Raw genomic sequence first — 25,687 nt, 5'->3', positions numbered from 1 at the left:
CTTTAGGTCTTCATGCTTCACGCCTTGCCTGTGGGCTATTTGCGGGTTTTCCGTTGCAGCTTCTGCCCATCAGGGGCAGGGGTTAGTCAATATGCAAGGCTCGATTGTCGACGTGCCCTGTGCCATTGCCGTCAGCAGCCGTGACCAGAGCATCGATCTGGCGGTGCTGCCGGTCGGGCAACTCATGCGAGACGGCCAGGGCCCGGTCAGCCCCTTCAGCATTCAACTGGTCAACTGTTCGTTACAACAGATGCGCCCCGGCCGTGCCGACTGGACGCAATTCCGCGTGACCTTTGCCGGTGATGTGACCGACAGCGCCTTGTTTGGCAGCACAGGTCAGGCTGAGGGGATGGGGATACAAATTACCGATGCCGCCGGCAACGTGGCGCAATCTGGCGTGCCAATGCCGCCCGGCGCACTGGTACCTGGGGATACGCGGCTGGACTACAGCCTGCGGCTGGTGGGTACGCATCAGATACTGCGCGTGGGGGCCTATCGCACCACGGTGCGGTTCAAAATGGATTATTACTGATGAAGGAACATGCCGTGTTGTTGCTTTCCCCACGGGCAAAATGGATATTGCGCCCCCTGGCGGTGTGGATGGGTCTGATGTTGGGCCATGCCGGGCAGGTGCTGGCAGCCGACAGCATTGAATTCAACACCGACGTACTGGACGTCAAAGACAGAACCGCCATTGATCTGAGTGAGTTTTCCCGTGCCGGTTACATGATGCCGGGGCAGTATGCATTGGTATTACGGGTCAACAAACAGGAACTGCCGGAGCAGCAGATCACCTTTTTGGCCCCCCCGGACGATGCCAAGGGCAGCGTCCCCTGCCTGACACCGGCCATGGTGGATCAACTGGGGCTGAAAGCCTCGGTGCAGCGCAATCTGGCCTGGTGGAACCATGGGCAATGTCTGGCGCTCGACTCGTTGAAGGGCATGCAGACGAGGGCCGACCTGGGGTCCGGTTCGCTGTATCTGAATGTGCCACAGGCCTACCTGGAGTACACCGACGAGAACTGGGACCCGCCGTCGCGCTGGGATCAGGGTATCGCCGGCATGTTATTTGACTACAACGTCAACGCGCAAACTGTCCGCCAAAGTCAGGGGCAAAATAATCAGTCGCTGAGTGGCAACGGCACCACCGGGGCCAATCTTGGGGCCTGGCGCTTTCGTGCCGACTGGCAGGCGCAGTATGACCACACCACCGGCCAAAACAGCAGCTCACAACAACGCTGGGACTGGAGCCGTTATTACCTGTACCGCGCGATTGCCGCGCTGCGCGCCAAGCTGACGTTCGGTGAGGACTACCTCAACTCCAGCATTTTCGACAGCTTCCGCTACACCGGTGCCAGCTTGGTTTCGGACGACAACATGTTGCCACCCAACCTGCGCGGCTATGCGCCGGAAGTGACCGGGGTGGCGAAAACCAACGCCAAGGTGACGGTCAGCCAGCAAGGACGAGTGCTGTATGAAACTCAGGTACCGGCGGGGCCGTTTCGCATTCAGGATTTGAACTCCGCCACCATGGGCAAACTGGATGTACGCATTCAGGAACAGGACGGCAGCGAACGCACTTTCCAGGTGGACACGGCGGACGTGCCTTACCTGACGCGCCCGGGTCTGGTGCGTTACAAGATGATGGCCGGCAAACCGTCCAATCTCCGGCACAACAGTGAAGGCCAGGTGTTCAGCGGCGGCGAATTCTCCTGGGGGGTCAGCAACGGCTGGTCACTGTTCGGCGGTGGGCTGCTTTCCGCCGGCTATAAAGCGCTGGCATTGGGGGTAGGTCGTGATCTGCTGGCCTTTGGTGCGTTATCGCTGGACGCCACGCAGTCGCGCGCCGAGTTGCCGGGCAAGGGGACGCCGTCCGGCACCTCCTGGCGACTGAACTACTCCAAGCGTTTTGACGAGTATGACAGCCAGGTGACCTTCGCCGGCTACCGCTTCTCCGAACGCAATTATATGAGCATGTCGCAATACCTGGACGCGCGTTACCACGGCGGCAATTACAGCAACAGCAAGCAGATGTATACCGTCTCGCTGAACAAGCAGTTCCGAACGCTGGGGCTGAGTGCATTCCTGACTGCCAGCCATCAAACCTATTGGGATAGACCTGCCAACAATAACTATAACCTGTCGCTGTCGCGCTATTTCGACATTGGCTCGTTCAAGAACATCAGCCTGAGCCTGTCGGCCTACCGCACGGTGTTCAACAACAGCCACGACGACGGGGTTTACCTGGGGGTCAGCGTGCCCTGGGGCAGAACCGGGACCATGAGCTACAACAACCAGACCACACGGGCCGGCAGCACCAATACCCTCGGCTATTACGATCGCATCGACGACAACAATACCTACCGCCTGACTGGCGGCGTGGGTAACGGTGGGCGCGGTACGGCCAGTGGCTACTTCACCCATGACGGCGATCTTGCTGAAGTGACCGCCAATGCCAGTTATCAGGGTAGCCAGTACAGCTCGCTCGGTTTGTCCTTGCAAGGCGGTGCGACAGTGACGCCAAAAGGGGCCGCATTGCACCGGGTCAATACGCTAGGGGGCACTCGTATGATGGTCGACACCGCCGGTGTTAGCGGTGTACCGGTGCAGGGATACGGTGGTACCTCGAACACCAACATGTTTGGCAAGGCGGTGGTCAGCGACATCAACAGTTATTACCGCAACAGCGTGTCGGTGGACGTCAACAAGCTGCCGGATAACGTCGACGCCAACCAGTCGGTGGTGCAAGGCACCCTGACCGAAGGGGCGATCGGCTACCGCAAGTTCAGCGTAGTCGCAGGGGAGAAAGCCATGGCGGTGATCAAACTGGCCGACGGCAGCGCGCCGCCGTTTGGCGCCATCGTGGTCAATGACCACCACTATCAGACCGGCATCGTCAATGACGAAGGCAGCGTATGGCTGACCGGGCTGAATCCAGGGGAAGGGATGGACGTGCGCTGGAACGGCCAGACCCAGTGCCGGGTGCATTTACCCAGCCCGCTGCCGGCATCGGCCCTGTTACTGCCTTGCCAGACGGTGTCAGGCCCGGTGGTGGCTAAAGCCACGGACGACCCTGCTCTGACGCCGGTTGAATCATAACCCGAATTCTGAAAGCCGATAACAGTGAGTAACAGAGATGAAACTAAAGACTTCCGTAGCGGTAACTGCCGTCTTATTGACCGGTGTATTGAGCATGCAGCAGGCGGTTGCCGCCATCGCGTTGGATCGTACCCGCGTCATCTTTAACGGTGACCAGAAATCCATCAGCCTGAGCATCAGTAATCAGAACAAGGAATTACCCTATCTGGCACAGGGCTGGATAGAGAATGCCGAAGGCAACAAAGTGACCTCGCCATTAATAGTGTTGCCACCACTGCAGCGCGTCGAACCGGGGGCGAAAAGCCAGGTAAAAATTCAGGCCAGCCCGGAGGTGGCAAGCCTGCCGCAGGATCGGGAGAGCCTGTTTTACTTCAACCTGCGCGAAATTCCACCCAAGAGCAGCAAGCCGAACACTCTGCAGATCGCGTTGCAGACGCGCATCAAACTGTTTTACCGCCCGGCGACGCTGGTGACGCGAGATGCCAAGGCCTGGCAGGAAAAGCTGACGTTGACGCGGGTAGGGGATCAGTATCAGGTCAACAACCCGACGCCGTACTTCATCACGCTGGCGAGTGCCTCGGCCAGCCTGGGTGGCAAAGACATCCCGGGCGTTAACCCGGTGATGATCGCCCCCAAGGCTAACGTGATGTTGGGCGGATCGGCGGCAGCGCTGGGTTCTGCCCCGGTGCTGACCTACATCAACGACTACGGTGGCCGCCCGAAGCTGGTATTTGGCTGTAACGGTGCCGCCTGCAGCGTGCGCAGCAGCAAGGCCGGCTAAGCGCGGCACGGAATGCGGCAATCAACAAGGAGAAGTGTATGAACAGGATTGATAGAACCCCGCCCGCCTGGGTTGCCGCGCTGGTGTTGATGAGCACGGCGATATCGGCACAGGCCGCGCCGGACAACTGGGGGGTAGAGGGTGCTCACGGTGAGTTACATATCAGCGGTGCGCTGTCGGCCGGGGCCTGCCGGCTGGATATGACGTCGCTGTTTCAGCAGGTGGAGATGGGGGTTGTCCCGACTGCGCCGCTGCAGCGTCCGGGAGACCGGGGCGAGCCGGTGGCGGTGCAACTGCAACTGCGCGACTGCCTGCCTGTCGGCGGGCGTCAGCGTGATGACCGCACCGGCAGCCTGACCTGGGACGGCATTCAGCCGGTGGTATCGGTGTCTTTTGCCGCTCGCATGGACGATGACAACCCGGCTCTGGTGCAGGCGCGCGGTGCATCAGGACTGGGCCTGCGGCTGTTGGACAGCCAAAAGCGTGATGTCCGGCTGGGGGCGCGCGGCGCACCGCAATTTCTGACGCCGTACAACGACCAGTTGACCTATTACGTGGTGCCGGAGCGCACCCGGGCGGCGTTGGCGCCGGGGGCGTTTCGCGCCAGCGTCGATTTTCGGCTGAATTATGACTGAGGCGCGAATGATGCAAAACACCTTCAGGCGGCGACGCGGTCAGGCAGCGCGAGTGTGGGCACTGGCGTCACTGCTGCTGTCCGGCACGGTGCTGGCCAAAATGGATGATTCGACGGTGAATGTGAAGATCAGCGGCACGGTAGTGGCAAAAGGCAGTTGCACCTTTATTGGCACCCGGCCTATCGCAGTCGAGTTTGGCGATGTGTTTATCCGTGACATCAAGGACGGCGCCTACAAACAAAGCCTGCCGTACACCCTGGATTGCCAGGGCGATCCGGAAGGTAAAAGCATCCAAATGAAGCTGACGGGTATCGCTGCGGACTTTGACGGCACACTGCTGAAAACCGATGCCAAGGGCCTGGGGCTTCGCCTGCAGAAAGATGGCAAATCCCTGACGTTGAACCAATGGATCGATATTGATCCCGCTGCACCGCCGAAGTTTGATGCGGTATTAGTGAAGGGGAAGGACGCCAGCTTTCAAAATGGTCAGGCGTTCAACGGGGCAGCGACCTTAATTGTCGGTTTTAACTGAGGGCAGTGAGATGAACCAACACAGAGGGCTATCGGCGGTGATGCTGATGATTGCGCTGAGCTTTCAGACTGCCGCCGCTCCGACTGGCGACCAGATCGACGTGACCTTCCACGGGGTATTGAAACAGCGCCCTTGCCACATTAATGGCGACCGGGATATCGAAGTGCATTTTGGCGATGTGGGTGTCAACAAAGTTGATGGCAGTCGCTATCTGCAAAAGGTGAGTTATAGCCTGAGCTGTGACGATCCGGACGACAGCGCCGCAATGACCCTGGTGGTGAAAGGTATAGCAACCAGTTTTGATCAGGCGGCGGTGGGCACCAGCGCCAATGGTCTGGGGATCCGTATTTTGCAGGATGGCAAGCCCTTTACCCTCAACAGCCGGATGAAGATTGATGATAAAAGTCCACCCAAGCTGGAGGTGGTACCGGTCAAGGATCCCAGCGTCACGCTGGTTGAAAGCCCGTTTACGGCCACTGCAACCCTGCTGGCGGAGTATGAATGATGCAACGACAACACAGAACCAACCCGCAGTGGGGAACGTGGTTACCGGCTTTGTTGCTGACCCTGTTAATGGCGGCGGGTGTGCAGGCGGCAACCACCGATAACCTGCGGTTTGACGGCACCTTGGTAGCCGACCCGTGCGAGCTGGACCCGAAAACCACCGATATCTCACTGGATTTCGGCACGGTGATCGACAAGTACCTGTATCTCAACACCCGCACCCACAGCAAGCCGATCACCATCCGGCTATTGGGCTGTGATTTGTCGCTGGGCAAGACGGTATCGCTGACCTTTAAGGGCACCGAGTCTGTGGCATTGCCGGGCTTGCTGGCGGTGAGCACCGGGGGGGCGGGCGGTATTGCCATCGGCATGGAGCTGGCGGACGGCACGCCGCTGCCGCTCAACAAGGCCACGCCGTTAATGGCGCTAACCAAAGACACCACCACGCTAACGCTGATGAACTATGTGCAGGGTGAGCCCACGGCGATAAAGGACCACAAGATTGTGACCGGGGACTTTACTGCGGTAGCCACCTTTGCGCTGGACTACCCGTGATGGGGATGACTAATACCCTACACGACTGATTACTACAGGTGCCCGTTTGGTTTTTTGCTTGAAGTTAGTCGATAGCTGGGGCGCCGGATATAGGAATAAGGAGGATGGATGGATATACAAGATAGATTGGGTAGGAGGCAGATGTTCGTCTTCGTAGGATTGATAATGATCGTGTTCCTCGCATCGGTCACGCGTGCTGAGGCAGGGTACTACGGATATGATTATGCCTGCGATCAGGGTGGGTATGGGAATTCATATTATCTGAAGAATTGCGTTGGTGGTGGGCCATGGGTTCGTACCGGAACTGGGTCGACAACAAACTCTGGGGTATCGATGGATCTCAAATATCATCCATGGGGAGGAAATATAAAAGGGTATGTTCCGCCTGAAGTTGAAAAGATAACCGCCGGAATCTTTGCGTGCAAAGGCGGTGCCGGACCAGGTGCGGCATTGTGCCCAAGAGGTGTTGAAGGTCGATTGGTGGGGCTAGGAGGAACTTGGTCGTGTACAGCGGGTGAACCTTGGGTTGACTGTATATCAAGAAGCAGTGGGGCCAATCTTGTAGAGGGGGCATTTTTACCCGGAGAGTCATCGGCCTGCATTGAATACAAAGACCAAAATGGGCGCTGGTGGGGGCATGAAACTACATGGGGGCTATGTGGGACTGCACATGAACCGCCTCTCTCACCTGACCATTGTATGGTGATGAGCTCAAGCGATTGGGATATCTCCTTTGGCACGGTGGAACGTATGGATATCCCTACCACCGGCGGGACCGAAAAAACCAAAGCCTTGACCCTGTCATGCCTTGGAGCCAAGACCCACGACTTCTCCGTCAAGCTCAATATGACTGCGACCTCTTGGTCGACGTCGCAGTTGGCCACCAGCAACCCCGACCTGGGGGTACAGGTCACCGTGGGCGGAACCGCGGCAAAGCTGGGGGAGTCGTTCGCCATGAAGGTCACAGGGTCGGGCAGCAAAACCCTTGGCTTCTCGGTGCTGCGCAACCCGGCAACCAAAGCTCGTGATATTGCCACCGGTGACTTTAGCGCCTCGGGAACGCTGGTGGTGTCCGAGCTATAACCCGCGTCAAAGCCAGAATGACTCGCCGCAGGCCAGACCTGCGGCGAACAGGGAGACCGTTAATCATGGAGCAAGATCATGGAGTTCAGCTATCGACCAACCGTCGTTGACGGTCCGGCACCCGATGCCATTACGCAGGTGGTGATTTATTCGCGCGACGGTTTTTGGCGACAGGGGTTGCTGGCGCTAACCAGTCAACTGCTGCCTGCCAATGTAGTGCCGGTCGTGGTGTCTTCGCTGTCCGAGGTAGTCCACACGGTCAAACAGAGCAAATTGCCGATGCTGGTGATTTACGCCTATTCGTATGGCGTCGCTTCATTACAGGGGGCGCTTGCGACCCTTAAACAGGTGGCCGATCTGTCACCGTTTTGCCGACAAGTGGTAATGACCGATGAGCTGCAGCCGCTGTTTGCGGCGATGACTCAGCGCATCCCCAGCCTGACGGTGCTGGACGCACATATGACGCGTGAGCTTTTGCTACAGGTATTGTCATCGTTGCTGGAGCCTTCGCCAGCGAGGGGCGTTTACCTGCCGCCGTTACCCAAGGCCGATATTGATCTTAGCTTTCGTCAGCGGGGGGTATTGCGCCTGTTGCGCCAGGGCGTGAAGCAGCAGGACATTGCCCGGCGGCTGCAAATCCATGAAAAAACGGTCAGCGGCCACAAGGTGGATGTCTTTAAGCGCCTGCATATCCGTGGCGGGCGGGAAATGATGTTGCTGTTTTCGTTGATGGATGAGTTTTTCCGCCTGACCCTGGTCGGGTACCCGTTACCGTCATGTTGTTTACCGCCGCCAGTGCATAGCGTCGCTTATTTCGATGCCGGGTGGCAAAAAGCAGAACGTTAATTATCGAGAATTTATAAGGGCTTTAACCAGAATATGAATGCTTACTTTAGGTCCGGCGCCTTGCGTCGCAGTGTGATGATGGGAATGGTCGGCAGTTTTCTTCTTCTTGGCGGTTGTACCACCTCGCCGGAGTCACGACTGCGCCCGCAGGACGCACCCAACATAGCGGCGGTACCGATGAAAGTCACCGCGACTGCCACTAACCCCAATGCCACACCGGAAGCGCCACCGGTCATGGAGAAAGACAGCAAGGTCACGCAGTGCAATAACGAACTGGCCGCGCTGAAAACGGTTAATGCGGCGCAGTATGCTCGTTATCGCAGCGAAATGGACCATCTGGTGGCCAGCGGTCGGCGCTATATGGAGGTCAAAACGGGTATCAGTAACGACATCAACGACATCATGACACCACGTTACCAATACGGTATGGCCAGACTGTGTTGGGGAATTCGTAATGCGTTGTCGCAATCGCTGATGGCGCAGGCGGATATCCCGCAGGGGCGTGGGCAATGATCAAGACGTGGTCAGTAACGGCCTGCACCTTGTTGGCGGTTCCGCTGTGCTTCGCCGGTACGGCGACGGCGGCTTACACCCCACCGGAACCCCTGTCTTCGGTCGATGCGCTGGTGCGTCCGCAGCAGGATAACGGCTATGGGCTGGGCGCGTTGATTGAGTCACAACAAAAAGGGCGAGGTGAAAAGGAGCGTGGTACAGCACCGGTGTCAGTTTCAGCCGCCGCGGCGGCTGCGCGCCAGGCGCAGTCCGCCCGCCGCCAGACCAGCGCGTTGCAGGCGGAAATTGCCGGTCTCAAGGCGCAACTGGCGGCAGGCAGCCGGGATGATCAGCAGTTGGCGAGCAGTGAAGCGGCACGCGCCACTCTTACAGCCGATAAAACCGCCCTGCAACAGCAGCTAGAGAGCCAATTGGCCAAGGAACGCTCGGTGGCCGGACATCTTGCGACTGCCAGAGAGGCACTCAAAGAACGTGACAGCCAGTTGCGGGTACAGCAGCGGCAACTGGAAGCGCTGCAGTCCCAATTGACCCTGCGTGGGGATAACCAAAAACAGCTTACCGCTCGCACGGCCGAGCTGGCGGTGTCGCAATCTGCGCTGGCCGCGTTACGCGCCAAACCTGCCGGGCCGCAGGCCAATCTGACCACCACCAGCGGCAAACAGGATTATGTGGTGGGGCAAAGCATTGCCGCCAACCTGCGTGAGCGATTGCAGAGTTACACCAGCGCCGGTTTGACGTTGGATCAACAGGGTGTGCTGGCCGGTATCAGCGACGGACTGAAGGGCAGTATGCAGATGAAAAAAGCGGATATGGATGCCGTTTATCTCCAGTTCGCGACCCGGTTGCAGCAGCAGGTGAGCAAGCAGGTCAGTGACGGTGAGGCGCTGATCGCCAAGAAAAGCCGGGGACGCACGCCGGTGAAACAGGTGGATGGCATTACCTATTTTGTGGTGAAAAAGGGCAAGACGATTACCGATCCGGATGCGCCGGTGATGCTGTCGTTGACCGAAGCCATCGCCGATGGACGCACGGTCAGTCAGTTACCGCAGTTGGTATTAACGGTCACTGATGAAATGCCGGCGGTGGTGCGCGAAGCCCTGCCATTGCTCGGTGAGGGGAGTGAAGTACAAGCCTATGCGCTAGCCAAATCGGTCTATGGCTCGCTGCCGTTGCCGCGTGGGGTAGAGGCGTTCACCGTGCTGAGTTACGATCTGAAAGGATTAACCCCGCCACGTCCGGCCAAGAAATGACCGGCAGTTGCAGCGGGGCTACCCGTCAGCGGAAAGGTGGCTCGTTAAAGGTACGCAGCTTGCGGGAGTGCAAACGATCGCCTTCTGCACGCAGCAGATCGATCGCGCAGATACCGATCTGCAGGTGCTCCGAGATTGCGCCTTCATAGAAGCGGTTGGCCTGGCCGGGCAGTTTGATTTCGCCGTGCAGCGGCTTGTCGGACACGCACAGCAACGTGCCGTAAGGCACCCGGAACCGATAACCCTGAGCGGCGATGGTGGCACTTTCCATGTCTACCGCCACGGCGCGGCTAAGGTTAAAGCGCAGTGCCGAAGCCGAGTAACGCAGCTCCCAGTTGCGGTCGTCGGTGGTGACCACGGTGCCGGTACGCAGGCGCTGTTTGACCTCTTCGCCCGGCATGCCGCTGACCATTTTGGTGGCGTCATACAGCGCGCGCTGTACTTCGGCAATGCTGGGGATTGGGATGTCCGGTGGCAGTACCGAATCCAGCACGTGATCGTCGCGCAGGTAGGCGTGGGCCAGCACATAGTCGCCAATCGACTGGCTTTCACGCAGGCCGCCACAGTGGCCAATCATCAGCCAGGCGCTGGGGCGCAATACCGCCAGATGGTCGCAGATGGTTTTGGCGTTAGACGGACCGACACCGATATTGATCAGGGTAATGCCCTGGCCGGTACGGGAAATCAGGTGGTAGGCCGGCATCTGGTGATTCTTCCAGGCCAGATCGGACACGGCCTGGTCCGGCGCGGTGGTTTCCGGCGTGATATAGATGCCACCGGCGCTGGACAACGCAATATAAGGGCTGGCCGGATCGGCTATCTCGGCGCAGGCCCAGCGGACAAACTCATCCACGTAGCGGGTGTAGTTGGTGAACAGCACGAACGGCTGGAAATGCTCCACCGGGGTGCCGGTGTAGTGCCGCAACCGCGCCAGTGAAAAATCGGCCCGCAATGCGTCGAAGTGTGAAAGCGGGAAAGTGCTGGTGGCGTTGAACAGACCGTCAGCGGTTTCGTCACCAATTTGCGCCAATTCGGTGGTAGGGAAATGCTGCGCCAGACTGGCACTCATCGAACGATCCAGCATCAGATTGGAACCGTCGATCACGTATGGGAAGGGGATTTCCTGTTGTGATGGCCGCACTTCAATATGTGCATCATATTCCCCCGCCAACAGGGTCAATTGTTCGGTCAGATAGTGCCGAAACAGCTGTGGTCGGGTAATGGTGGTGGTGTAGCAGCCGGTATGGGTGAAGCGGCCGAAGGCGCGGGTCTTGGTCTGACCGGTCGATTTGCCATCCCAACTGACTCGCAGTTCAGGGTAAACAAACAGCCCTGCGGCACGGGTCTGCGCGTCGGGTAGCCCGCCGTGACTGATAAAATCCCCAACCGCCTGGCGCAGCGCTTCAACCGAGGCTTCATACAGCGCTTCCAGTTGTTCAATCGCCTGAGCGGGGGTGAGGCCGGTGCCGGATTGCTGACTGCTCATACTCTCTCCTGGGTTCTCCCGGCTCTGCGGCGGGAGGCATGCGGATGCCGATATCAATTCACAGCAACAGGTTAGCTGAAGATGGGCGCAAAAGCTTTGCAGAAATAGAACCGGAGGAAAGAAAACGCAGCGTTCAAATCTGCGCCCGGTAGATTTGCTGTTGGGGGCGAATAAATTCGCCCCCAACAAGGAGATGATCAGGAAGCGGGGGCGGCCTGTTCGACCTTCAGCGAGACCAGGCCAATACCCAGTTTTTTCGGTATAAAGCCCCCGCTGGCACCTTCCTGCGGCTCGGTCGGTGCCGGTGGCGTGATGCTGATGTTCTGCGCACCGCCGGGGTTGTCGAAGCGCAGGGTCACGGTGGTGTCCTGCTCAGTGAGCGTCACAAACTGCTCCTGATCCCCAACGCGTACCGAGATCGGCTCACCGACATTTTTGCCGTAAGCGCGTGCGCGCAGCACCAGATCGAAGGCGGATGGCAGTGGGTCAACGTAGTCAATGTTCACCGTCGGAGCCAGATTGGCGTCTGACCAGCGGCCCCAATCCTCGATGCTGGAAACGCCGGTGATGGCCTTCACCTGTTCCGGCATCCCCGGCAGCATAAAGGCGATGGCATCCGCGTGATATTTAACCGCGCTGTCGTCCACTTTCAGCCGCTCGACGGCCTGTTGGTAAGCGGCAACGCTGTCCGCTTCTGGCGCAGTAAAGTTGACCTTGCCGCGATAACTGCCCGCTTTGGCCTGCACAATCTGCGGTGGGGCGGCCAGATTGCCGGAGGCGACGCAGGTTTCGGTGCTTAGCGCCAGTTCCGGTGCCCACACCCGACCGATTTCATAGCACTTGTCGACCCAGACAAATTTTTCACCTGCTCCCAGACCGGCCAGCTGTTTCTTCAGCGGCGTGGACAGGTAGACGTTAAACATTGGCTCAATTTTGTTGTCCGTTACCTTCAGGATAAACGGCACCTTAAAGGTGATGCCAGAGAAGCTAAAACGGCTGCCCTGGTCGTCCAGACTAAAGTTGCTAATGCTGTTGGGGAAGCCCCATTGCTTCACCACCGCCGGTTTCCAGGCGTTGATCTTTTCATCAATATTCAGGAACACGGTGGCCAGCGTTGGGCTGGACAGGCTGCTGCGGCCGAGGCCGATGTAGTTATCGCCGCCCATCACATCCAGCACCGTGGCACCGTTGTCCAGCGTACTGCGCTTTTCGTTATGCAGCGCGGTCTGCGGGTGGGTGCCATCAATGATAAAGAACAGGTTGCGGCGTTTCTGTTTGGTCAGAATGTCATAGGCGGTGTTGTTCATCGCCAGATGATCTGAGGACACCACGATGACGGTGTTTTTGAAGTAGTCGGATGCTTTGATTTTGTCGATCAGCGCCGCAATGTGCTGCTGGCTGCAGGCCACCGCGCTCAGCGAACGGTTTTCCTTGTTCTGCCAACTGAACGACTTTTTGCTGCAACTGGCGGAGATGAAACCGTCCGGATGGTGGGTGTCGACGGTCAGTGCAAACAGCGAGAACTTTTTATCCTGTTTCGACAGCTCGACAAACTTGTCGAACACCAGATCCAGCACGGTATCGTCGTACCAGCCCCAGTCATTCTTGTAGCCAGGGTCGCTGACCTGCCCGCGCAATTCCTTGAAGCCGTAAGCATGATCAAAACCGTGCGATTTCAGGAAGGTGTCCTTACCGGCAAAGGCCAGTTCGGCACCCTGATAGAAGTAGTTGTCGTAACCGGCGGATTTCAGCACGTCACCCAGGCAGACGTTTTCCGGATAAAAGGTGGACACCGCGCTGGAGGCGTTGCCATCAAAGGGGGCAAACAGTGGGATACCGCACTGTGAAGACACCATTCCGGCAATGGTATAGCCGGTGCCCGGCAACTGCTGGGTGTTGCTGAAGTCGATGCTGTTTTCACGGTGCTGATTCAGTTCATCGGCCAGGCCGGGGAAAACATCCTCATCCAGGTAGGTTCTTTCCAGGCTTTCGGCGTAGATATACACCAGGTTCGGCGCCTTACCCTGTACGCTTTTCTTCGGGGCTTTGTAGTAGGTATCAAAGTCGGCGGTGTCGCCGCTAATCTGGCTTCTGACCAGCAGGGAAATATCCTGAAAGGCCGGGGTGGTGCCGACGGAAAACAGCGCCAGCAGTACGGCAAGCACGCTATATACCACGCTGCTGCTTTTGGCCTTGCGGCGCACCAGGCTCCAGGTCAGCACGGAGAAGATCAACGCCAATACCGCCAACAGCCCAATAAACGGCAGCAGATATTTGCCGACGCCGGCGCCCTTCAGGCTGCTGGTGAGGGTGTAGAGCACCGCATCGGTAATGCCGTCGCCGGTAAAGTAGTTACTGGCGATCAGCACCACGTTGAGGATCAGATAGCTGCCCAGCAGCGTCAGCAGGGCGGCCAGCCACCAGCGGTTAGCGGCGGCCCGGGTCCGGTAGATGAGAATTGAGGCTAAAAAAAGTGCAAACGAAATTAATGCTGAAACCATCCACCGTACCCTGTCTGATTAAAAAGAAAATCTTAACTGCCCTGAGAAACGCGGCTGAACCGCGCACAGCGCGAAAGAGGAAGGGTATAGCGCATTGACCGCGACAGGGTCAATGCGTGTTTGCAGCGGCCCGGTGCGGCGGGGGGCGATTGGTCATTTTTGTGACAATACTGTGACACCAGTCACGTCTCCAGGGGGAGCCACGGTTAAATGTTGCTCAGCCGATATTGGGCTATAACATTAATGGGACGCGTTGAAGAGGCGCGGTGACTCATTATTAAGGAGATAACCATGGACCCTATTCCCGCAGCCGTACTTGCTGACCTGGCCCCACAGGGTGTCCTGCGCGCGGCGATCAATCTTGGCAATCCGGTTTTGGCGCAGACGGGGCCGGATGGCGAACCGCAGGGCGTGTCCGTGGTTTTAGCCAGCGCATTGGCGCATGAACTGGGCGTGGCATTGGAGTTGGTGACTTACGACGCGGCGGGCAAGGTTTTCGCCGCGTTGGCAACCTCGGCCTGGGATGTGGCCTTTATGGCTATCGAGCCGGTGCGGGCGGAACAAATCGCTTTCAGCGCGCCTTATGTGATCATTGAAGGCACTTATTTGCTGGCACAGGCGTCACCCTGGCAGCAGGTGGCCGAGTTGGATCGGCCTGAGGTGCGCATCGCGGTGGGCAAGGGCGCGGCCTATGACCTGTATTTGTCGCGCACCTTAAAGCATGCGCAGTTGGTGCGAGCAGAGACCTCCGCCGAGGCGATAACCCTGTTTCTGGAGCAGGGCCTGGATGCCGTAGCAGGTGTGCGTCAACCCTTGCTGGCCGCCGCAGCGGCAAATCCGGCTTACCGGGTGCTGGCCGGGCACTTCACCGCGATCCACCAGGCGATGGCAGTGCCGCGAGAAAAAACAGCCGGGGCGGCCTATGTGCGCGAATTTGTGGAGCGGTGCAAGGCGAACGGACTGGTGCAGCAGGCCCTGCAGCGCAGCGGCCAGGGGGATGTGACCCTGGCCCCCTCTGCCTGATAGTGCAAAATATACCTTCTCCCAGGGGAGAAGGTTAGGGGAGGGGAAACAGGCAATGCGAGCCCTTAGTGCAGCTCCACCGCATACTGCTCTACCGGGGTGATTTTCTTGATCAGCTTATTGTCGAACAGGAATTGTTCGTAGGCCTGATAGCGCGCTTTATCCAGCCTGGCCGGATCGCGGGCGAACAATGGCAGGCTGGCTTGCCAGGCCTGTTTGTTCAGCTCGGTATTCAGTTCCGGGTGGGCCTTGGCGAAGGCCAGCCAGCTTTCCTGCGGGTGGGCCTGCAGGTAGTCGTTGCCTTTTTTCAGTGCCACGAGGAATTTTTTGATTTTCGGCTCGGTCACCGCGTCGCGATTGGCGACAATAATCAGCTCGTCGTAAGCCGGAACCCCGTAGTCTTCCACGTTAAACACCACCGGATCCTTGCCCTGCAGCTTGAGTTCCAGCGCTTCAATATTGCGATAACCGCCAATCACCGCATCAACCTGGCCTGCCATCAGGGCGCTGGTCAGTTGGAAATTAACGTTGATCAACTTGCCGTCGTCAGGCTTGAGGTGTTCATGTTTGAACATGGTTGCCAACGTGGCCTGTTCGATACCGCTGACCGAGTAGCCGATTTTTTTGCCCTTAAGACCCGCCGGGGTGGTGATACTTTTATCCAGCGTAATCACGGTATTCAGCGGTGAATTAATCAGGGTGCCTACGCGCACCAACGGCAGGCCCTGATCGGCGAAGAAATGCAGCTGTGGCTGATAGGTGATCGCCAGATCGGCCTGTTTTGCCGCCACTAGCCGCGGTGGCAGCGCCGGATCGGAAGGCGGCACGATCTTGACGTCCAGCCCTTCGGCCTTGAAGGCACCGATCTGCTCGGCCACCATAATCGGCGCGTGGTCAGGGTTGATATACCAGTCGAGCACCAGCGTCAGTTTTTCAGCGGCGGTGGCTTGCCCGGCCAGCGTGGTGCTGAGCATCAGGCCGCACAGGGTATTTTTAATCAAGGTGGATCCCTTATTTTCAGTCATGTTCCGGCGCCCAGTTGATCAGGCGCAGCAGCAGCGCGTCCACCGTCACCCAAAGCAAGACGGTCATCAGCACCAGAATAAACAACGCGGCGAAACAGACGTCGGTCTGCATGCGCGCGTTGGCGTTAAGCATCACGTAACCCAGCCCCTCCGCCGAGCCCACCCATTCACCGATAATCGCGCCAATCGGGGCGACTGCAGCGGCCATCCGCAGCCCGGAACCAAAGGCCGGCAGCGCCGCCATCAGCCGCACGTGCCGCAGTTGGGCCCAGGGGGAGGCGCGCAGGGTGCGGGCCAGATCGAGATAATCGTTATTGACCCGGCGCAGCCCATCGAAGAAGGCCGAGGTGACCGGGAAGAAGATCACCAGCACCGCCATCACCACCTTGGCGCTCATGCCAAAGCCAAACCACAGCACCAGCAGGGGGGCCAGCGCAAACACCGGTATCGCCTGGCTGGTCAGCACCAGGGGCATCAGCCAGCGTTGTAGCCGTGGGGAATAAATCATGCACAGCGCCAGCACGGCACCGAGTAACACCCCGGCCAGCAGGCCGCAGGCGATCTCGGCGGCGGTGATCAGCGTGTGATAAGCGAGGTAGGCCCGGTCATTCCACAGCGCCTGCGCTACCGCAGAGGGGGACGGCAGCAAAAAGGCGGGAATATCGCCCAAAGTGACCAGCCCCCACAGCAGTAACAGGCCGGCAAACACCGTCAGGCTGCGGCGCATCCGTGACAGGCGGCTTTCTACCTGCGGTGTCATCCGGCGGCCCTCACCAGTTGCAGCAGTAACTCACTCTGGCTTTTCAGCAGTTGAGGATCGTCCGGTGCGCGCGGCGGCAGACCTTCGATAATATGGCTATCGTCGATACCGGCGGGGTGGCGGGACAGCACCAGCAGGCGATGACTAAGGCGGCAGGCCTCCATCGGGTCATGGGTAATCAGCAACACGGTATGCTGCGCCAGCAGGTCGGCGGCCAGCGTCTGGATCATGGCGCGGGTTATGGTGTCCAGCGCCGAAAAGGGTTCATCCATCAGCACAATCGGCTGGCGTTCATACAGGGTACGGGCGATGGCGGCGCGCTGGCGCATGCCACCGGACAGCGCGGCAGGCAGAGTGTTGCCATAACCACTCAGCCCCACGCGTTCCAGCAGGTGCTCCGCCCAGGGGCGATCGGCCTTTTCACCGCGTAGCCGCGCGCCGAGGCTAATGTTCTGGTCAATGGTCAGCCACGGATAGAGCAAATCTTTTTGCCCCATATAGGCGATGCGCCCGGCAATCGGCTGGCCATCGCTGCCGATGACCGTACCGGAAGTGGGTTTCGCCAGCCCGGCAATAATCTTTAACAGGCTGGTTTTCCCCGCCCCGCTGGCACCGAGCAGGGCGACAAAGCTGCCGCCTGCGATATCAAAACTAAGCCGGTCGAAAATCACCTGCTGACCAAAGCGCAGGGTTAAATCCCGCACCTGAATACCCGGCCGGACGCCATCGTGCTGCGCATTGCCTATACTCATTGGGCATTCAGCCCCATTTGCCAGAAGGCGGATTCCAGCCGGGTGGCGGTGGTGAAAATCACCGACAGCTCGGCCAGGCGGCTCTCAGCCCCACGCTGGCGGCCAACGTTTTCCAGCAGGTCGAGCGCGGCCTGCACCCCGGCCAGATAGGCCGGATCGCCATAGTTGCGGATCCACGAGGCATAAGGATTAGCTTCCATCACCGTGGCGGGGTCGTTGAGCAGGCGCAGGCCAATCTCGGCATAGCCGGCGACACAGGGCAGCAGGGCCGCCAGCAGATCCAGAGCATCACCGGCGTGGCCGATATCGAGCACATAGCGGGTGTAGTTGAGGGTTTCCGCTGCCTCGGGTTCGGCGGCAATCTGCGGCTCGCTCAGCCCCCAGTCGGCGCAGTAGGCCAGATGCAAAGGCAGTTCGGCGACAATCGCATTGAGCGAGGCGGTGGCTGCGCGCATCTCCGGCAGGGTGCGCAGCTTGCTGACCAGCAGCGCGTAGGCGCGGGCAAAGTGGATCAGAAACAGATAATCCTGGGTCAGGTAGCGACGGAAAGCGGGTTCCGGCAAGGTACCGGCGGCCAGTTGCTGAATAAAGGGATGAGCGACATAGTCCTGCCAGTGGCTACCGGCCTGTTGGCGTAGCCGTCCGTAAAGACCGTCGTCGAATTGGGGGGTAAACATGGGACCTCCAAAAATTAAGTGGAGATCCGGGCGTGCTGAGGTAAGAACGGGCAATAACTGATGGTGTTATTGCCGACCCGTCCCTTCGCTGGCATGACCCAGATCAGGTTCAAAGGGTTCGGCTTACGCCATCTCAGCCCTTGACAGGACACCCCTCGGAGGAGCCTGTTATACGATATTTACTTTTTGATTACAATGCCCGTGCGGCGGCCACGGGCACCCGGCGTTAAGGTTTTTCCTAGCCGAAAACGGTTCGTTTAGTGCGGTCCAATACAATTTTTCTGGCTTGCAGGGGGGCATGTTTGTCACTGTATTCCGGTCATAATTCACTCTAAGGACACTACCCATGAAGAAAATTGGATTTCTCTCTTTTGGTCACTGGACGCCTTCGTCGCAGTCGGGCACCCGCTCGGTTGGCGATGCACTGTTGCAATCCATCGATCTTGCCGTCGCGGCAGAAGAGCTGGGGGCGGACGGGGCCTATTTCCGCGTACACCACTTCGCGCGCCAACTTGGTTCGCCATTTCCGCTGTTGGCCGCCATCGGTGCCAAAACCCAGCGCATTGAGATCGGCACCGGCGTGATCGACATGCGTTATGAAAACCCGCTGTATATGGTGGAAGACGCCGGCGCCGCCGACCTGATTTCAGGCGGGCGCTTGCAGCTTGGCATCAGTCGCGGCTCTCCCGAGCAGGTGATTGATGGCTGGCGTTACTTTGGCTATACCCCGGCCGAAGGCGAGACCGAAGCCGATATGGCGCGCCGCCACACCGAAGTGCTGCTTGATGCGTTGCGTGGCGAAGGGTTCGCCGAACCTAGCCCGCAGCCGATGTTCCCGAATCCACCGGGCTTGCTGCGGGTGGAGCCTTTCTCCGCCGGACTGCGGGATCGCATCTGGTGGGGCGCCAGCTCAGACGCTACGGCCGTTTGGGCGGCGAAGTTGGGGATGAACCTGCAAAGCTCAACGCTGAAAAACGACGAAACCGGCGAACCGTTCCACGTGCAGCAAGCGAAGCAGATCCGCGCGTATCGCGAAGCCTGGAAGGTCGCCGGGCATAAACGGGAACCCCGCGTGTCGGTCAGCCGCAGCATCTTTGCGTTGATGGACCAGCGGGATCGCAACTATTTTGGCAATAGCGGGCAAGACGGCGATCAGGTGGGGTATATCGGCGATCAGACCCGGGCGATATTCGGCCGCAGCTATGCCGCCGAGCCGGAGCTGTTGATCAAACAACTGGCGCAGGACGAAGCAATTGCCGAGGCGGACACCTTGCTGCTGACCGTGCCAAACCAGCTGGGTGTTGATTATAACGCCCATGTGATTGAGTCGATCCTGACCCATATCGCCCCTGCGCTGGACTGGCGCTAATTAGGTCATAGCCAAAAGCCCGCCTGAGGTTTCTGCGGCGGGCTTGACTTATTTTGCTCAATTTGTATTTTAACGACATGCATACATTTCTGATTATCGTCCCTGAAGGGGGCATGTTGTTTGAGTCGGCGGGGATCGCCGACATCCTGATGCAAGCCAACCGCTTGAGGCCTGATGACGCGCCGCTCTACCAGATAGCGATAGTCACTACCCAGTCTCACCGCGTGGTGCATGGGTCCTCCGGCTTGAACCTATTGGCCGACCATCGCCTTTGCGATCTGGATCCAGAACAAGCGCGTGACACCATCATCGTCACCGGCAAAGGGGCGACCGAGGAAGAAAGTGCTTTTGTGGTGGATTGGCTACGTCGTGCCGCACCCAAAGCGCGCCGAATTGCCTCCGTTTGTGGCGGGGCCTTGTTGCTTGCTGAAGCCGGGTTGCTGGATGGCCGTCGTGCCACCACGCACTGGCGGTTGCTGGACACCTTGCAATCTCGTTTCCCCAAAGTGCTGGTCGAAAATGGGCCGATCTATGTGCAGGACGGCAGTGTCTGGACCTCCGGCGGCGTCAGCTCCGGGTTCGATCTGACGCTGGCGCTGGTGGAAGACGATTACGGTTTTACTCAGGCCCGCGAAGTGGCGCAGGACCTGGTGATGTTTTTGCGTCGGCCCGGCGGGCAGGCGCAGTTCAGCCGTTACCCGTTAAATCAGGCTAAAACCCCCGGCCCAATCCGCGATCTCCAGTGCTGGATCCTGGAAAATCTGGCGGAAGATCTTTCCGTCGAGAAACTGGCCGAACGGGTTGCCATGAGCCCACGCAACTTTACCCGCGTGTTCACGCGTGAGGCCGGTATTCCTCCGGCCAAATTTGTCGAAGAAGGGCGTTTGTACAGCGCCCGACAGCGTCTGGAACAGAGCTCGGCAGGCATTGAGCAAATTGCCCTCACCAGCGGTTTCGGCAATAGCCTCAATCTGCGGCGTGTCTTCGAACGGCATTTGCAGCTGACCCCGACCGAGTACCGCGAACGTTTTCATGCACGTACTTTGGCCTAAATTGATCTGTAAACGTCATTTACGACACACATCCCTCAGGCTTAAATTGGCAGCAGAGCCAATAACGAAGGAGTAGATCATGGTCAAAGTAGGCATTAATGGATTCGGCAGGATCGGCAGGAATGTTTTGCGTGCGGCATTAGGTCGCGATGACTTTGAAGTCGTGGCGATTAACGATTTGACCGACAGCAAAACCCTGGCGCACCTGCTCAAATACGATTCGCTTTCGGGCACTCTGGCCGCCCAGGTTGAAGCCGGTGAAAACCAGTTGCTGCTCGATGGTCGTCCGATTCATGTATTCTCCGAAAGAGATCCGGCGGCCATCCCATGGAGCAGCGTGGGTGTCGAGGTGGTGATTGAGGCGACGGGTTTCTTTACCGACAAAGCCAAGGCTGAAGTGCACATCACGAAAGGCGGAGCCAAGCGAGTCATTATCTCGGCACCGGCCAAAGGCGACGACATTACCCTGGTGCTGGGTGTTAACCATCAGCAATACGATCCGGCCAAACATTTTGTCGTCAGTAACGGCAGCTGCACCACTAACGGTCTGGCACCCGCCGCTCAGGTATTGCATCAGGCTTTCGGCATTGAATACGGCCTGATGAATACCACCCATGCTTACACCAACAGTCAGGCATTGCATGACCAACCGGAAAAAGACTTACGCGGTGCCCGCGCCGCAGCAGAGTCGATTGTGCCTTATTCCAGCGGCGCGGCCAAAGCGCTCGGCAAGGTGATCCCGGAGCTGGAGGGCCGTCTGACCGGTTACTCGCTGCGGGTGCCGGTACCGGTGGTGTCTATTGTTGACCTGACGGTCACGCTGAAACGTGAGGTGACGGTGGAAGAGATCAACGCCGCTTTCCGCCAGGCAGCCGAATCCGGCCCTCTCAAGGATATTCTTGGCTACAGCGATGAGCCGTTGGTGTCTAGCGACTACAGAGGCGATCCACGCTCTTCCGTGATTGATGGGCTTTCCACGCTGGTCATTGGCGGCAAGCTGGTCAAGATCCTGGCCTGGTATGATAACGAGTGGGGCTTCTCTAACCGGCTGGTGGATCTGGCGGTATTGATGGATAAACGCGGGTTATAGACGAGTAGGGGCGCTGCAGGCTGCGCCCCGATGTTGAAATCCAGCCAATTTACAGCTGCGCGATGCGCATTAAATCTTGTTTGGCCCCTGGCGCGACCGCCAGCACCGGCCCGCCGTGCAGCAAATGTTCCCCTTCGGTGTTAAATGCATGGGTCCAGCCACCGGCTTCGTTGACCAGGCAGTAACCCGCCAGACAATCCCAGGCATGCATATAAGGTTCGTAATAACCCACCAATCGTCCTGCGGCCACCCAGGCTAACATCATGGCGCCGGAACCGTTACGGAAGAAATTGCCGCCGACAGCGGTGATCTGGGCAGCGATTTCCCCAACGCGTTCCGGTGTCACATAGCTGTTGGCACCAAAGCCGGTGACGTGGTTTTGCATGGTGCGCTGTGGGTCCACCTGCAGCGTTTTACCGTTGAGGGTAGCACCCGCGCCGCGCGCCGCGACAAAACATTCCTGCTGGCAGGGGGCGACGATCACCCCGATCACCGGCTCACCCTGATGGATCACCGCAATCGACACGCACCAGTTCGGCATACCGTTAACAAAGGGGCTGGTGCCGTCGATCGGGTCTACCACCCAGGTGTAGCCAGAATCACCAGGCTGCAGGCCAAATTCTTCTCCCAGAAAGCCGTCGTCCGGGAACTGGCGGGCTATCTGCTCGCGGATCAGCAGTTCAACTTCGCGGTCGGCGATCGATACCACATCTTGCGCATCGCGTTTGGTTTCGATCACCAGGCTTTCGCGGCGGTTAAAATAGTCCAGCGCTTTGTTGCCCGCTGCTCGTGCCGCCTGTTCGGCCAGCGTCAAACGCTGGGAAATGGACTCATTCATCTTTGCTCCTTAAGGTATTGAGGTTCACTGGGCAATCAGCGCCAGTCCCTGAGATTTGAAATCAATGGCCACGCGGGTGGTCGGCGTCAGCTGGCGTTCCATCTGCACATCGACAATAAACAACGCGCCGAGATCGGTTTTCACTTCATATTCGATATGGTCCCCCAACCAGGCGCTGTGGGTCACTTCACCGTTTAATGCGCCGCTCTGCTCGGGCTGTAAGGTAATAAACTGTGGCCGCACCGAAAGCTGCGCAGCACCGGGGCGCGCTTTGGCACCCGGTACACGATACTGACGACTGCCGAGGGTGATCAGCGCTTCGCCGTTGTCTACCCGCTCAATGTCGCAGGGCAGGATGTTAGCCTCACCCATAAAGTCGGCAATAAACACTGAAGCCGGCGAGTGATACAGCTCCTGAGGCGCACCCTGTTGAGCAATATGCCCTTCTTTCATGACGATAATCTTATCGGAAACCGCCAGCGCTTCTTCCTGATCGTGGGTGACATACACTGCGGTGAAGCCGAGGCGCTGTTGCAAATCGCGGATCTCGGTGCGCACTCGGCGACGCAGCCGTTCGTCAAGGTTGGATAAGGGCTCATCGAGCAGCAGCACCTGGGGTTCCAGGACCAGTGCGCGCGACACGGCGATGCGCTGCTGTTGGCCGCCTGACAGTTCGGCGGGCAGGCGTTGGCCCATATTTTCCAGACCCACCAGTTTTAACCCTTCGCGCGCCCGATCCTGCGCCTCTTTACGTGACAGCCCGCTGGCCAGCAGGCCGTACATGACGTTGTCCAGCGCGTTCATATGCGGGAACAGCGCGTAGGACTGGAACACCATGGCGACGTCGCGCTCATTGGCCGGCAGATGGGTGACGTCTTTGCCGCCAATCAGAATGCGCCCCGAGGTCGGGTGCTCCAGACCGGCCAACAGGCGCAGGGTGGTGGTTTTGCCACAGCCCGAAGGACCGAGCAGCGTCACCAGCGTACCGGGTTCGACGGTGAGCGAAAGGCCGGGCAGGGCGGTGAAGTCGGCAAACTGTTTGGTGACGTTTTCAAACACCACCGAGCCGGAACGAATGGCGGTCATAGGGCATTCTCCTGATGTAAGGCCGCGGGTGGCGTCACCGGCGGAGTGGCAGTGATGGCGCGGCGCAGGCGACGTTCGCCAACCAGCAGCTGGAAGGTGAGGATCACCGCCAGCATCACCACGATAAGCACCGAGGAGTAGGCGATAGCCACGCCGTATTCCCCATTTTCGACCAGCCCGACAATGTAGGAAGTGGCCATGTTGTACTGAGCGCTGACCAGGAAGATCACCGCACTGATCGAGGTAATGGCCCGCACGAAGGCATACACTAGTGCTGCGCTGATGGCGGGTTTCAGCAGCGGCAGGATCACTTTGCGCAGGGTGCGGAAACTGCTGGCTCGCAGCGTCAGCGAGGCTTCATCCAGGCTGCGATCCAGTTGGCTCATGGCGGCGATCCCGCCGCGTACGCCGACCGGCATATTACGGAACACAAAGCAGGCCACCAGGATCAGCGCAGTACCGGTGATTTCCAATGGCGGCAGGTTATAAGCCATGATGTAGCTGACGCCGATCACCGTGCCGGGGATGGCAAAGCTGAGCATCAACATAAACTCAAAGGTCTGACGACCGGCAAACTTCTGCCGCACGATCAGCCAGGCGGTGAGCAGGCCAACGATGGCGGTAAGCGGCGCGGCGATCAGCGCGATCTCCAGGGTGGTCCAGAACGAGTTCCAGGCGACGCCGGTCCAGGCTATCTGGCCGTTGTTCCACTGGAAACCGAAGGCGCGGGCGTAATGCCCCAGCGTCAGGCTGTTATCCAACCCCCATGACTGGACAAAGCCGCCGATCAGGATCATGCCGTAAACCACCAGCGTGAACAGACCCCAGGGGATCACCAACGCGTACACGCCATAGCGCAAGCCGCGTGGCAGCCCGCAGTGCGTGCCGGAGTCCCCTTTGCCGGTGACGGTGGCGAAGTTTTTCCCTGCCAGCCACAGGCGCTGCAAAATAAAGGCGCTGAGGGTAAAGCACAGCAGGATGATGGCCAGCACGGCGGCGCGGCTTGGATCGTTCTGCGCCCCGACCACCGAGAAGAAGATCTCGGTCGACAGCACGCCGTGGCTGCCCCCCAGCACCATCGGATTACCGAAGTCCGCCATGCTTTCGATAAAGCTGATCAGGAAGGCGTTGGCCAGGCCGGGTGCCATCAGCGGCAGTGAAACATAGCGGAAAGTGCGCCAGCGGTTAGCGCGCAACGTCTGTGAGGCTTCTTCCAGCGAGGGGCTGACTCCTTCCACCACGCCAATCAACACCAGGAAGGCAATCGGGGTAAAGGAGAGCACCTGAGCAATCCAGATGCCGGTCAGGCCGTATAACCAACGGCCGGGCTCGATGCCAAACAGGCTGGCGAGCAGTTCGGTGACCACCCCGGCGCGGCCAAACAACAGCATCAGCGCCAGGCCAATCACAAACGGCGGCGTGATGATCGGCAGTATGGTCAGCAGGCGCAGCCCTTTTTTGAACGGCAGCGGCGTGCGGGTGGCGGCCAGCGCAAAAGCCAGGCCGAGTAGCGTAGAGCCGCTGGCGGTCATCAGCGCCAGCGTCAGGGTGCGCCAGGCGGTGCCGCAACTGCCGCCCTTCAGGCAGCCTAGACTCCAGATGGCCGGATCCTGCATATTGGCGATCAGACCGTCGGGCTTAAACGATCCATCCACGTCCTGTACCGATGAGACAAACATGCTCAGCACCGGATAAAGCACGAAGGTGGTCACCAGCGCGACCAGCAACACAATGGCGGCCACCACAAAGGCATCCCCCTTCAGCACGCCGCGTTCGGCCAGCGCAAAAGAGAGCAGCAGCAAAAAGGTGGTGATCAGCAAAATGGCACCGGCGCCAAAGGCGGGTTGGCCGTCGCTGAGCGCGCCAAACAGCTGTTCGCTCCACTGCCAGTTCCAGCCGCTGTAGCCAATGGCATGGCCTTCAAACAGCAAAAACAGGATGCCGATGACGCTGGCCCCCATCAGCAATTGCGAACGCAGGCGACTCACCGGCAACAGACGAGCCGGTGCGCAAACCAGTAGCATCAGCAGAGCAATCAGCAGCCAGGGCCGTTGAAAGGTGATTATTTGCCACAGCGCAGGTGCGCTTGCCTGATCCTGCCACAGAGTACTGAGCCAGCCAAAGTCGAAGAACCCGGCTTCCTGGCTGTACCAGGGCAGCAATAACACGGCCAGTGCGCCCAGCACGAGGGCCCCGTCAAGGCGGCGGTTTTGAGCATTCATCGTAACCT

Annotated in this window: 24 protein-coding genes and 1 riboswitch; of the genes, 15 read left to right on the top strand and 9 right to left on the bottom strand. The window is 59.0% G+C overall.

Going from position 1 to position 25,687, the window contains the following annotated elements; all coding sequences use genetic code 11:
* Positions 1-91: 91 nt before the first annotated feature.
* The 11 genes from QOT07_RS16355 (at position 92) to QOT07_RS16305 (ending at position 9,798) form a co-directional block, all read left to right on the top strand.
* Complete coding sequence (locus tag QOT07_RS16355) at positions 92-532, top strand: fimbrial protein (RefSeq protein WP_232519128.1); 441 nt, start codon at positions 92-94, stop codon at positions 530-532.
* A complete protein-coding gene (locus QOT07_RS16350; protein ID WP_283603571.1) occupies positions 532-3,099 on the top strand; it encodes an outer membrane usher protein in 2,568 nt (855 codons plus the stop codon). Before QOT07_RS16355 ends, QOT07_RS16350 begins: the two co-directional genes overlap by 1 nt.
* A 37-nt stretch (positions 3,100-3,136) precedes the next feature.
* On the top strand, positions 3,137-3,880 hold the full coding sequence (locus QOT07_RS16345) for a fimbria/pilus periplasmic chaperone (protein WP_283603570.1): 744 nt from the start codon (positions 3,137-3,139) through the stop codon (positions 3,878-3,880).
* Positions 3,881-3,918: 38 nt separating this feature from the next.
* A complete protein-coding gene (locus QOT07_RS16340; protein WP_283603569.1) occupies positions 3,919-4,515 on the top strand; it encodes a fimbrial protein in 597 nt (198 codons plus the stop codon).
* Between the two features lie 7 nt (positions 4,516-4,522).
* Entirely contained in the window at positions 4,523-5,047 is a 525-nt protein-coding gene (locus QOT07_RS16335; protein WP_283603568.1) for a fimbrial protein, read from the top strand.
* A 10-nt stretch (positions 5,048-5,057) separates the two neighbouring features.
* Positions 5,058-5,552, top strand: coding sequence for a fimbrial protein (locus QOT07_RS16330; RefSeq protein ID WP_283603567.1), 495 nt, complete (start codon positions 5,058-5,060; stop codon positions 5,550-5,552).
* Positions 5,549-6,106 carry a fimbrial protein gene (locus tag QOT07_RS16325; protein WP_283603566.1) on the top strand — a complete coding sequence of 186 codons (558 nt, stop codon included), beginning with the start codon at positions 5,549-5,551 and terminating at the stop codon, positions 6,104-6,106. Before QOT07_RS16330 ends, QOT07_RS16325 begins: the two co-directional genes overlap by 4 nt.
* A 705-nt stretch (positions 6,107-6,811) precedes the next feature.
* Positions 6,812-7,189, top strand: a complete 378-nt coding sequence (locus tag QOT07_RS25945; protein WP_283603564.1) for a fimbrial protein — start codon at positions 6,812-6,814, stop codon at positions 7,187-7,189.
* A gap of 78 nt (positions 7,190-7,267) precedes the next feature.
* Positions 7,268-8,035: a helix-turn-helix domain-containing protein gene (locus QOT07_RS16315; protein WP_283603563.1), complete on the top strand. Its 768-nt coding sequence runs from the start codon at positions 7,268-7,270 to the stop codon at positions 8,033-8,035.
* Between the two features lie 33 nt (positions 8,036-8,068).
* Positions 8,069-8,548, top strand: a complete 480-nt coding sequence (locus QOT07_RS16310) for a hypothetical protein (protein ID WP_157765467.1) — start codon at positions 8,069-8,071, stop codon at positions 8,546-8,548.
* On the top strand, positions 8,545-9,798 hold the full coding sequence (locus QOT07_RS16305; RefSeq protein WP_099064797.1) for an FKBP-type peptidyl-prolyl cis-trans isomerase N-terminal domain-containing protein: 1,254 nt from the start codon (positions 8,545-8,547) through the stop codon (positions 9,796-9,798). The genes QOT07_RS16310 and QOT07_RS16305 overlap by 4 nt, the downstream gene beginning before the upstream one ends.
* Before the next feature lie 25 nt (positions 9,799-9,823).
* On the opposite strand, the gene QOT07_RS16300 is transcribed toward QOT07_RS16305, so the two are convergent.
* The gene (locus tag QOT07_RS16300) at positions 9,824-11,284 is read right to left on the bottom strand and encodes an AMP nucleosidase (RefSeq protein ID WP_261416621.1); all 1,461 of its coding nucleotides are present in this window, start codon (positions 11,282-11,284) and stop codon (positions 9,824-9,826) included.
* Between the two features lie 197 nt (positions 11,285-11,481).
* Positions 11,482-13,785: a phosphatidylglycerol--membrane-oligosaccharide glycerophosphotransferase gene (gene opgB, locus QOT07_RS16295; RefSeq protein WP_283603562.1), complete on the bottom strand. Its 2,304-nt coding sequence runs from the start codon at positions 13,783-13,785 to the stop codon at positions 11,482-11,484.
* A 291-nt stretch (positions 13,786-14,076) separates the two neighbouring features.
* Between opgB and QOT07_RS16290 the strand changes: the two genes are divergently transcribed.
* A complete protein-coding gene (locus QOT07_RS16290; RefSeq protein ID WP_283603561.1) occupies positions 14,077-14,808 on the top strand; it encodes a transporter substrate-binding domain-containing protein in 732 nt (243 codons plus the stop codon).
* Positions 14,809-14,873: 65 nt separating this feature from the next.
* Here the strand turns inward: QOT07_RS16290 and QOT07_RS16285 are convergent, their stop codons facing one another.
* Genes QOT07_RS16285 through QOT07_RS16270 form a run of 4 tightly spaced genes read right to left on the bottom strand, consistent with a single transcriptional unit; the run spans position 14,874 to position 18,022 of the window.
* On the bottom strand, positions 14,874-15,809 hold the full coding sequence (locus QOT07_RS16285; RefSeq protein ID WP_283604375.1) for an ABC transporter substrate-binding protein: 936 nt from the start codon (positions 15,807-15,809) through the stop codon (positions 14,874-14,876).
* A gap of 16 nt (positions 15,810-15,825) precedes the next feature.
* Entirely contained in the window at positions 15,826-16,593 is a 768-nt protein-coding gene (locus QOT07_RS16280; RefSeq protein ID WP_085117461.1) for an ABC transporter permease, read from the bottom strand.
* A complete protein-coding gene (locus QOT07_RS16275; protein WP_207978264.1) occupies positions 16,590-17,345 on the bottom strand; it encodes an ABC transporter ATP-binding protein in 756 nt (251 codons plus the stop codon). Before QOT07_RS16275 ends, QOT07_RS16280 begins: the two co-directional genes overlap by 4 nt.
* The gene (locus tag QOT07_RS16270) at positions 17,342-18,022 is read right to left on the bottom strand and encodes a TenA family protein (protein ID WP_207978266.1); all 681 of its coding nucleotides are present in this window, start codon (positions 18,020-18,022) and stop codon (positions 17,342-17,344) included. The genes QOT07_RS16275 and QOT07_RS16270 overlap by 4 nt, the downstream gene beginning before the upstream one ends.
* A 63-nt stretch (positions 18,023-18,085) precedes the next feature.
* Positions 18,086-18,188: riboswitch (TPP riboswitch) on the bottom strand.
* Between the two features lie 180 nt (positions 18,189-18,368).
* Here QOT07_RS16270 and QOT07_RS16265 point away from each other — a divergent pair.
* The 3 genes from QOT07_RS16265 to gap all read left to right on the top strand — a co-directional run bounded on the left by QOT07_RS16265 (position 18,369) and on the right by gap (position 21,533).
* On the top strand, positions 18,369-19,391 hold the full coding sequence (locus QOT07_RS16265) for an LLM class flavin-dependent oxidoreductase (RefSeq protein WP_283603559.1): 1,023 nt from the start codon (positions 18,369-18,371) through the stop codon (positions 19,389-19,391).
* A 77-nt stretch (positions 19,392-19,468) separates the two neighbouring features.
* Positions 19,469-20,443: a GlxA family transcriptional regulator gene (locus QOT07_RS16260; RefSeq protein WP_283603558.1), complete on the top strand. Its 975-nt coding sequence runs from the start codon at positions 19,469-19,471 to the stop codon at positions 20,441-20,443.
* Positions 20,444-20,522: 79 nt separating this feature from the next.
* The gene (gene gap, locus QOT07_RS16255; protein WP_099064789.1) at positions 20,523-21,533 is read left to right on the top strand and encodes a type I glyceraldehyde-3-phosphate dehydrogenase; all 1,011 of its coding nucleotides are present in this window, start codon (positions 20,523-20,525) and stop codon (positions 21,531-21,533) included.
* Positions 21,534-21,582: 49 nt separating this feature from the next.
* Here gap and QOT07_RS16250 read toward each other — a convergent pair whose 3' ends face one another.
* The 3 genes from QOT07_RS16250 to QOT07_RS16240 are packed head-to-tail and all read right to left on the bottom strand — an operon-like array spanning position 21,583 to position 25,679.
* The gene (locus tag QOT07_RS16250; protein WP_283603557.1) at positions 21,583-22,371 is read right to left on the bottom strand and encodes an inositol monophosphatase family protein; all 789 of its coding nucleotides are present in this window, start codon (positions 22,369-22,371) and stop codon (positions 21,583-21,585) included.
* A 24-nt stretch (positions 22,372-22,395) separates the two neighbouring features.
* A complete protein-coding gene (locus QOT07_RS16245; protein ID WP_219016628.1) occupies positions 22,396-23,457 on the bottom strand; it encodes an ABC transporter ATP-binding protein in 1,062 nt (353 codons plus the stop codon).
* Positions 23,454-25,679: an ABC transporter permease gene (locus QOT07_RS16240; protein ID WP_283603556.1), complete on the bottom strand. Its 2,226-nt coding sequence runs from the start codon at positions 25,677-25,679 to the stop codon at positions 23,454-23,456. Before QOT07_RS16240 ends, QOT07_RS16245 begins: the two co-directional genes overlap by 4 nt.
* Positions 25,680-25,687: the final 8 nt, after the last annotated feature.

This window comes from Serratia proteamaculans (genome assembly GCF_949794035.1).
GTDB lineage: Bacteria > Pseudomonadota > Gammaproteobacteria > Enterobacterales > Enterobacteriaceae > Serratia > Serratia proteamaculans.
This window is presented reverse-complemented; position numbering and strand designations above follow the sequence as displayed.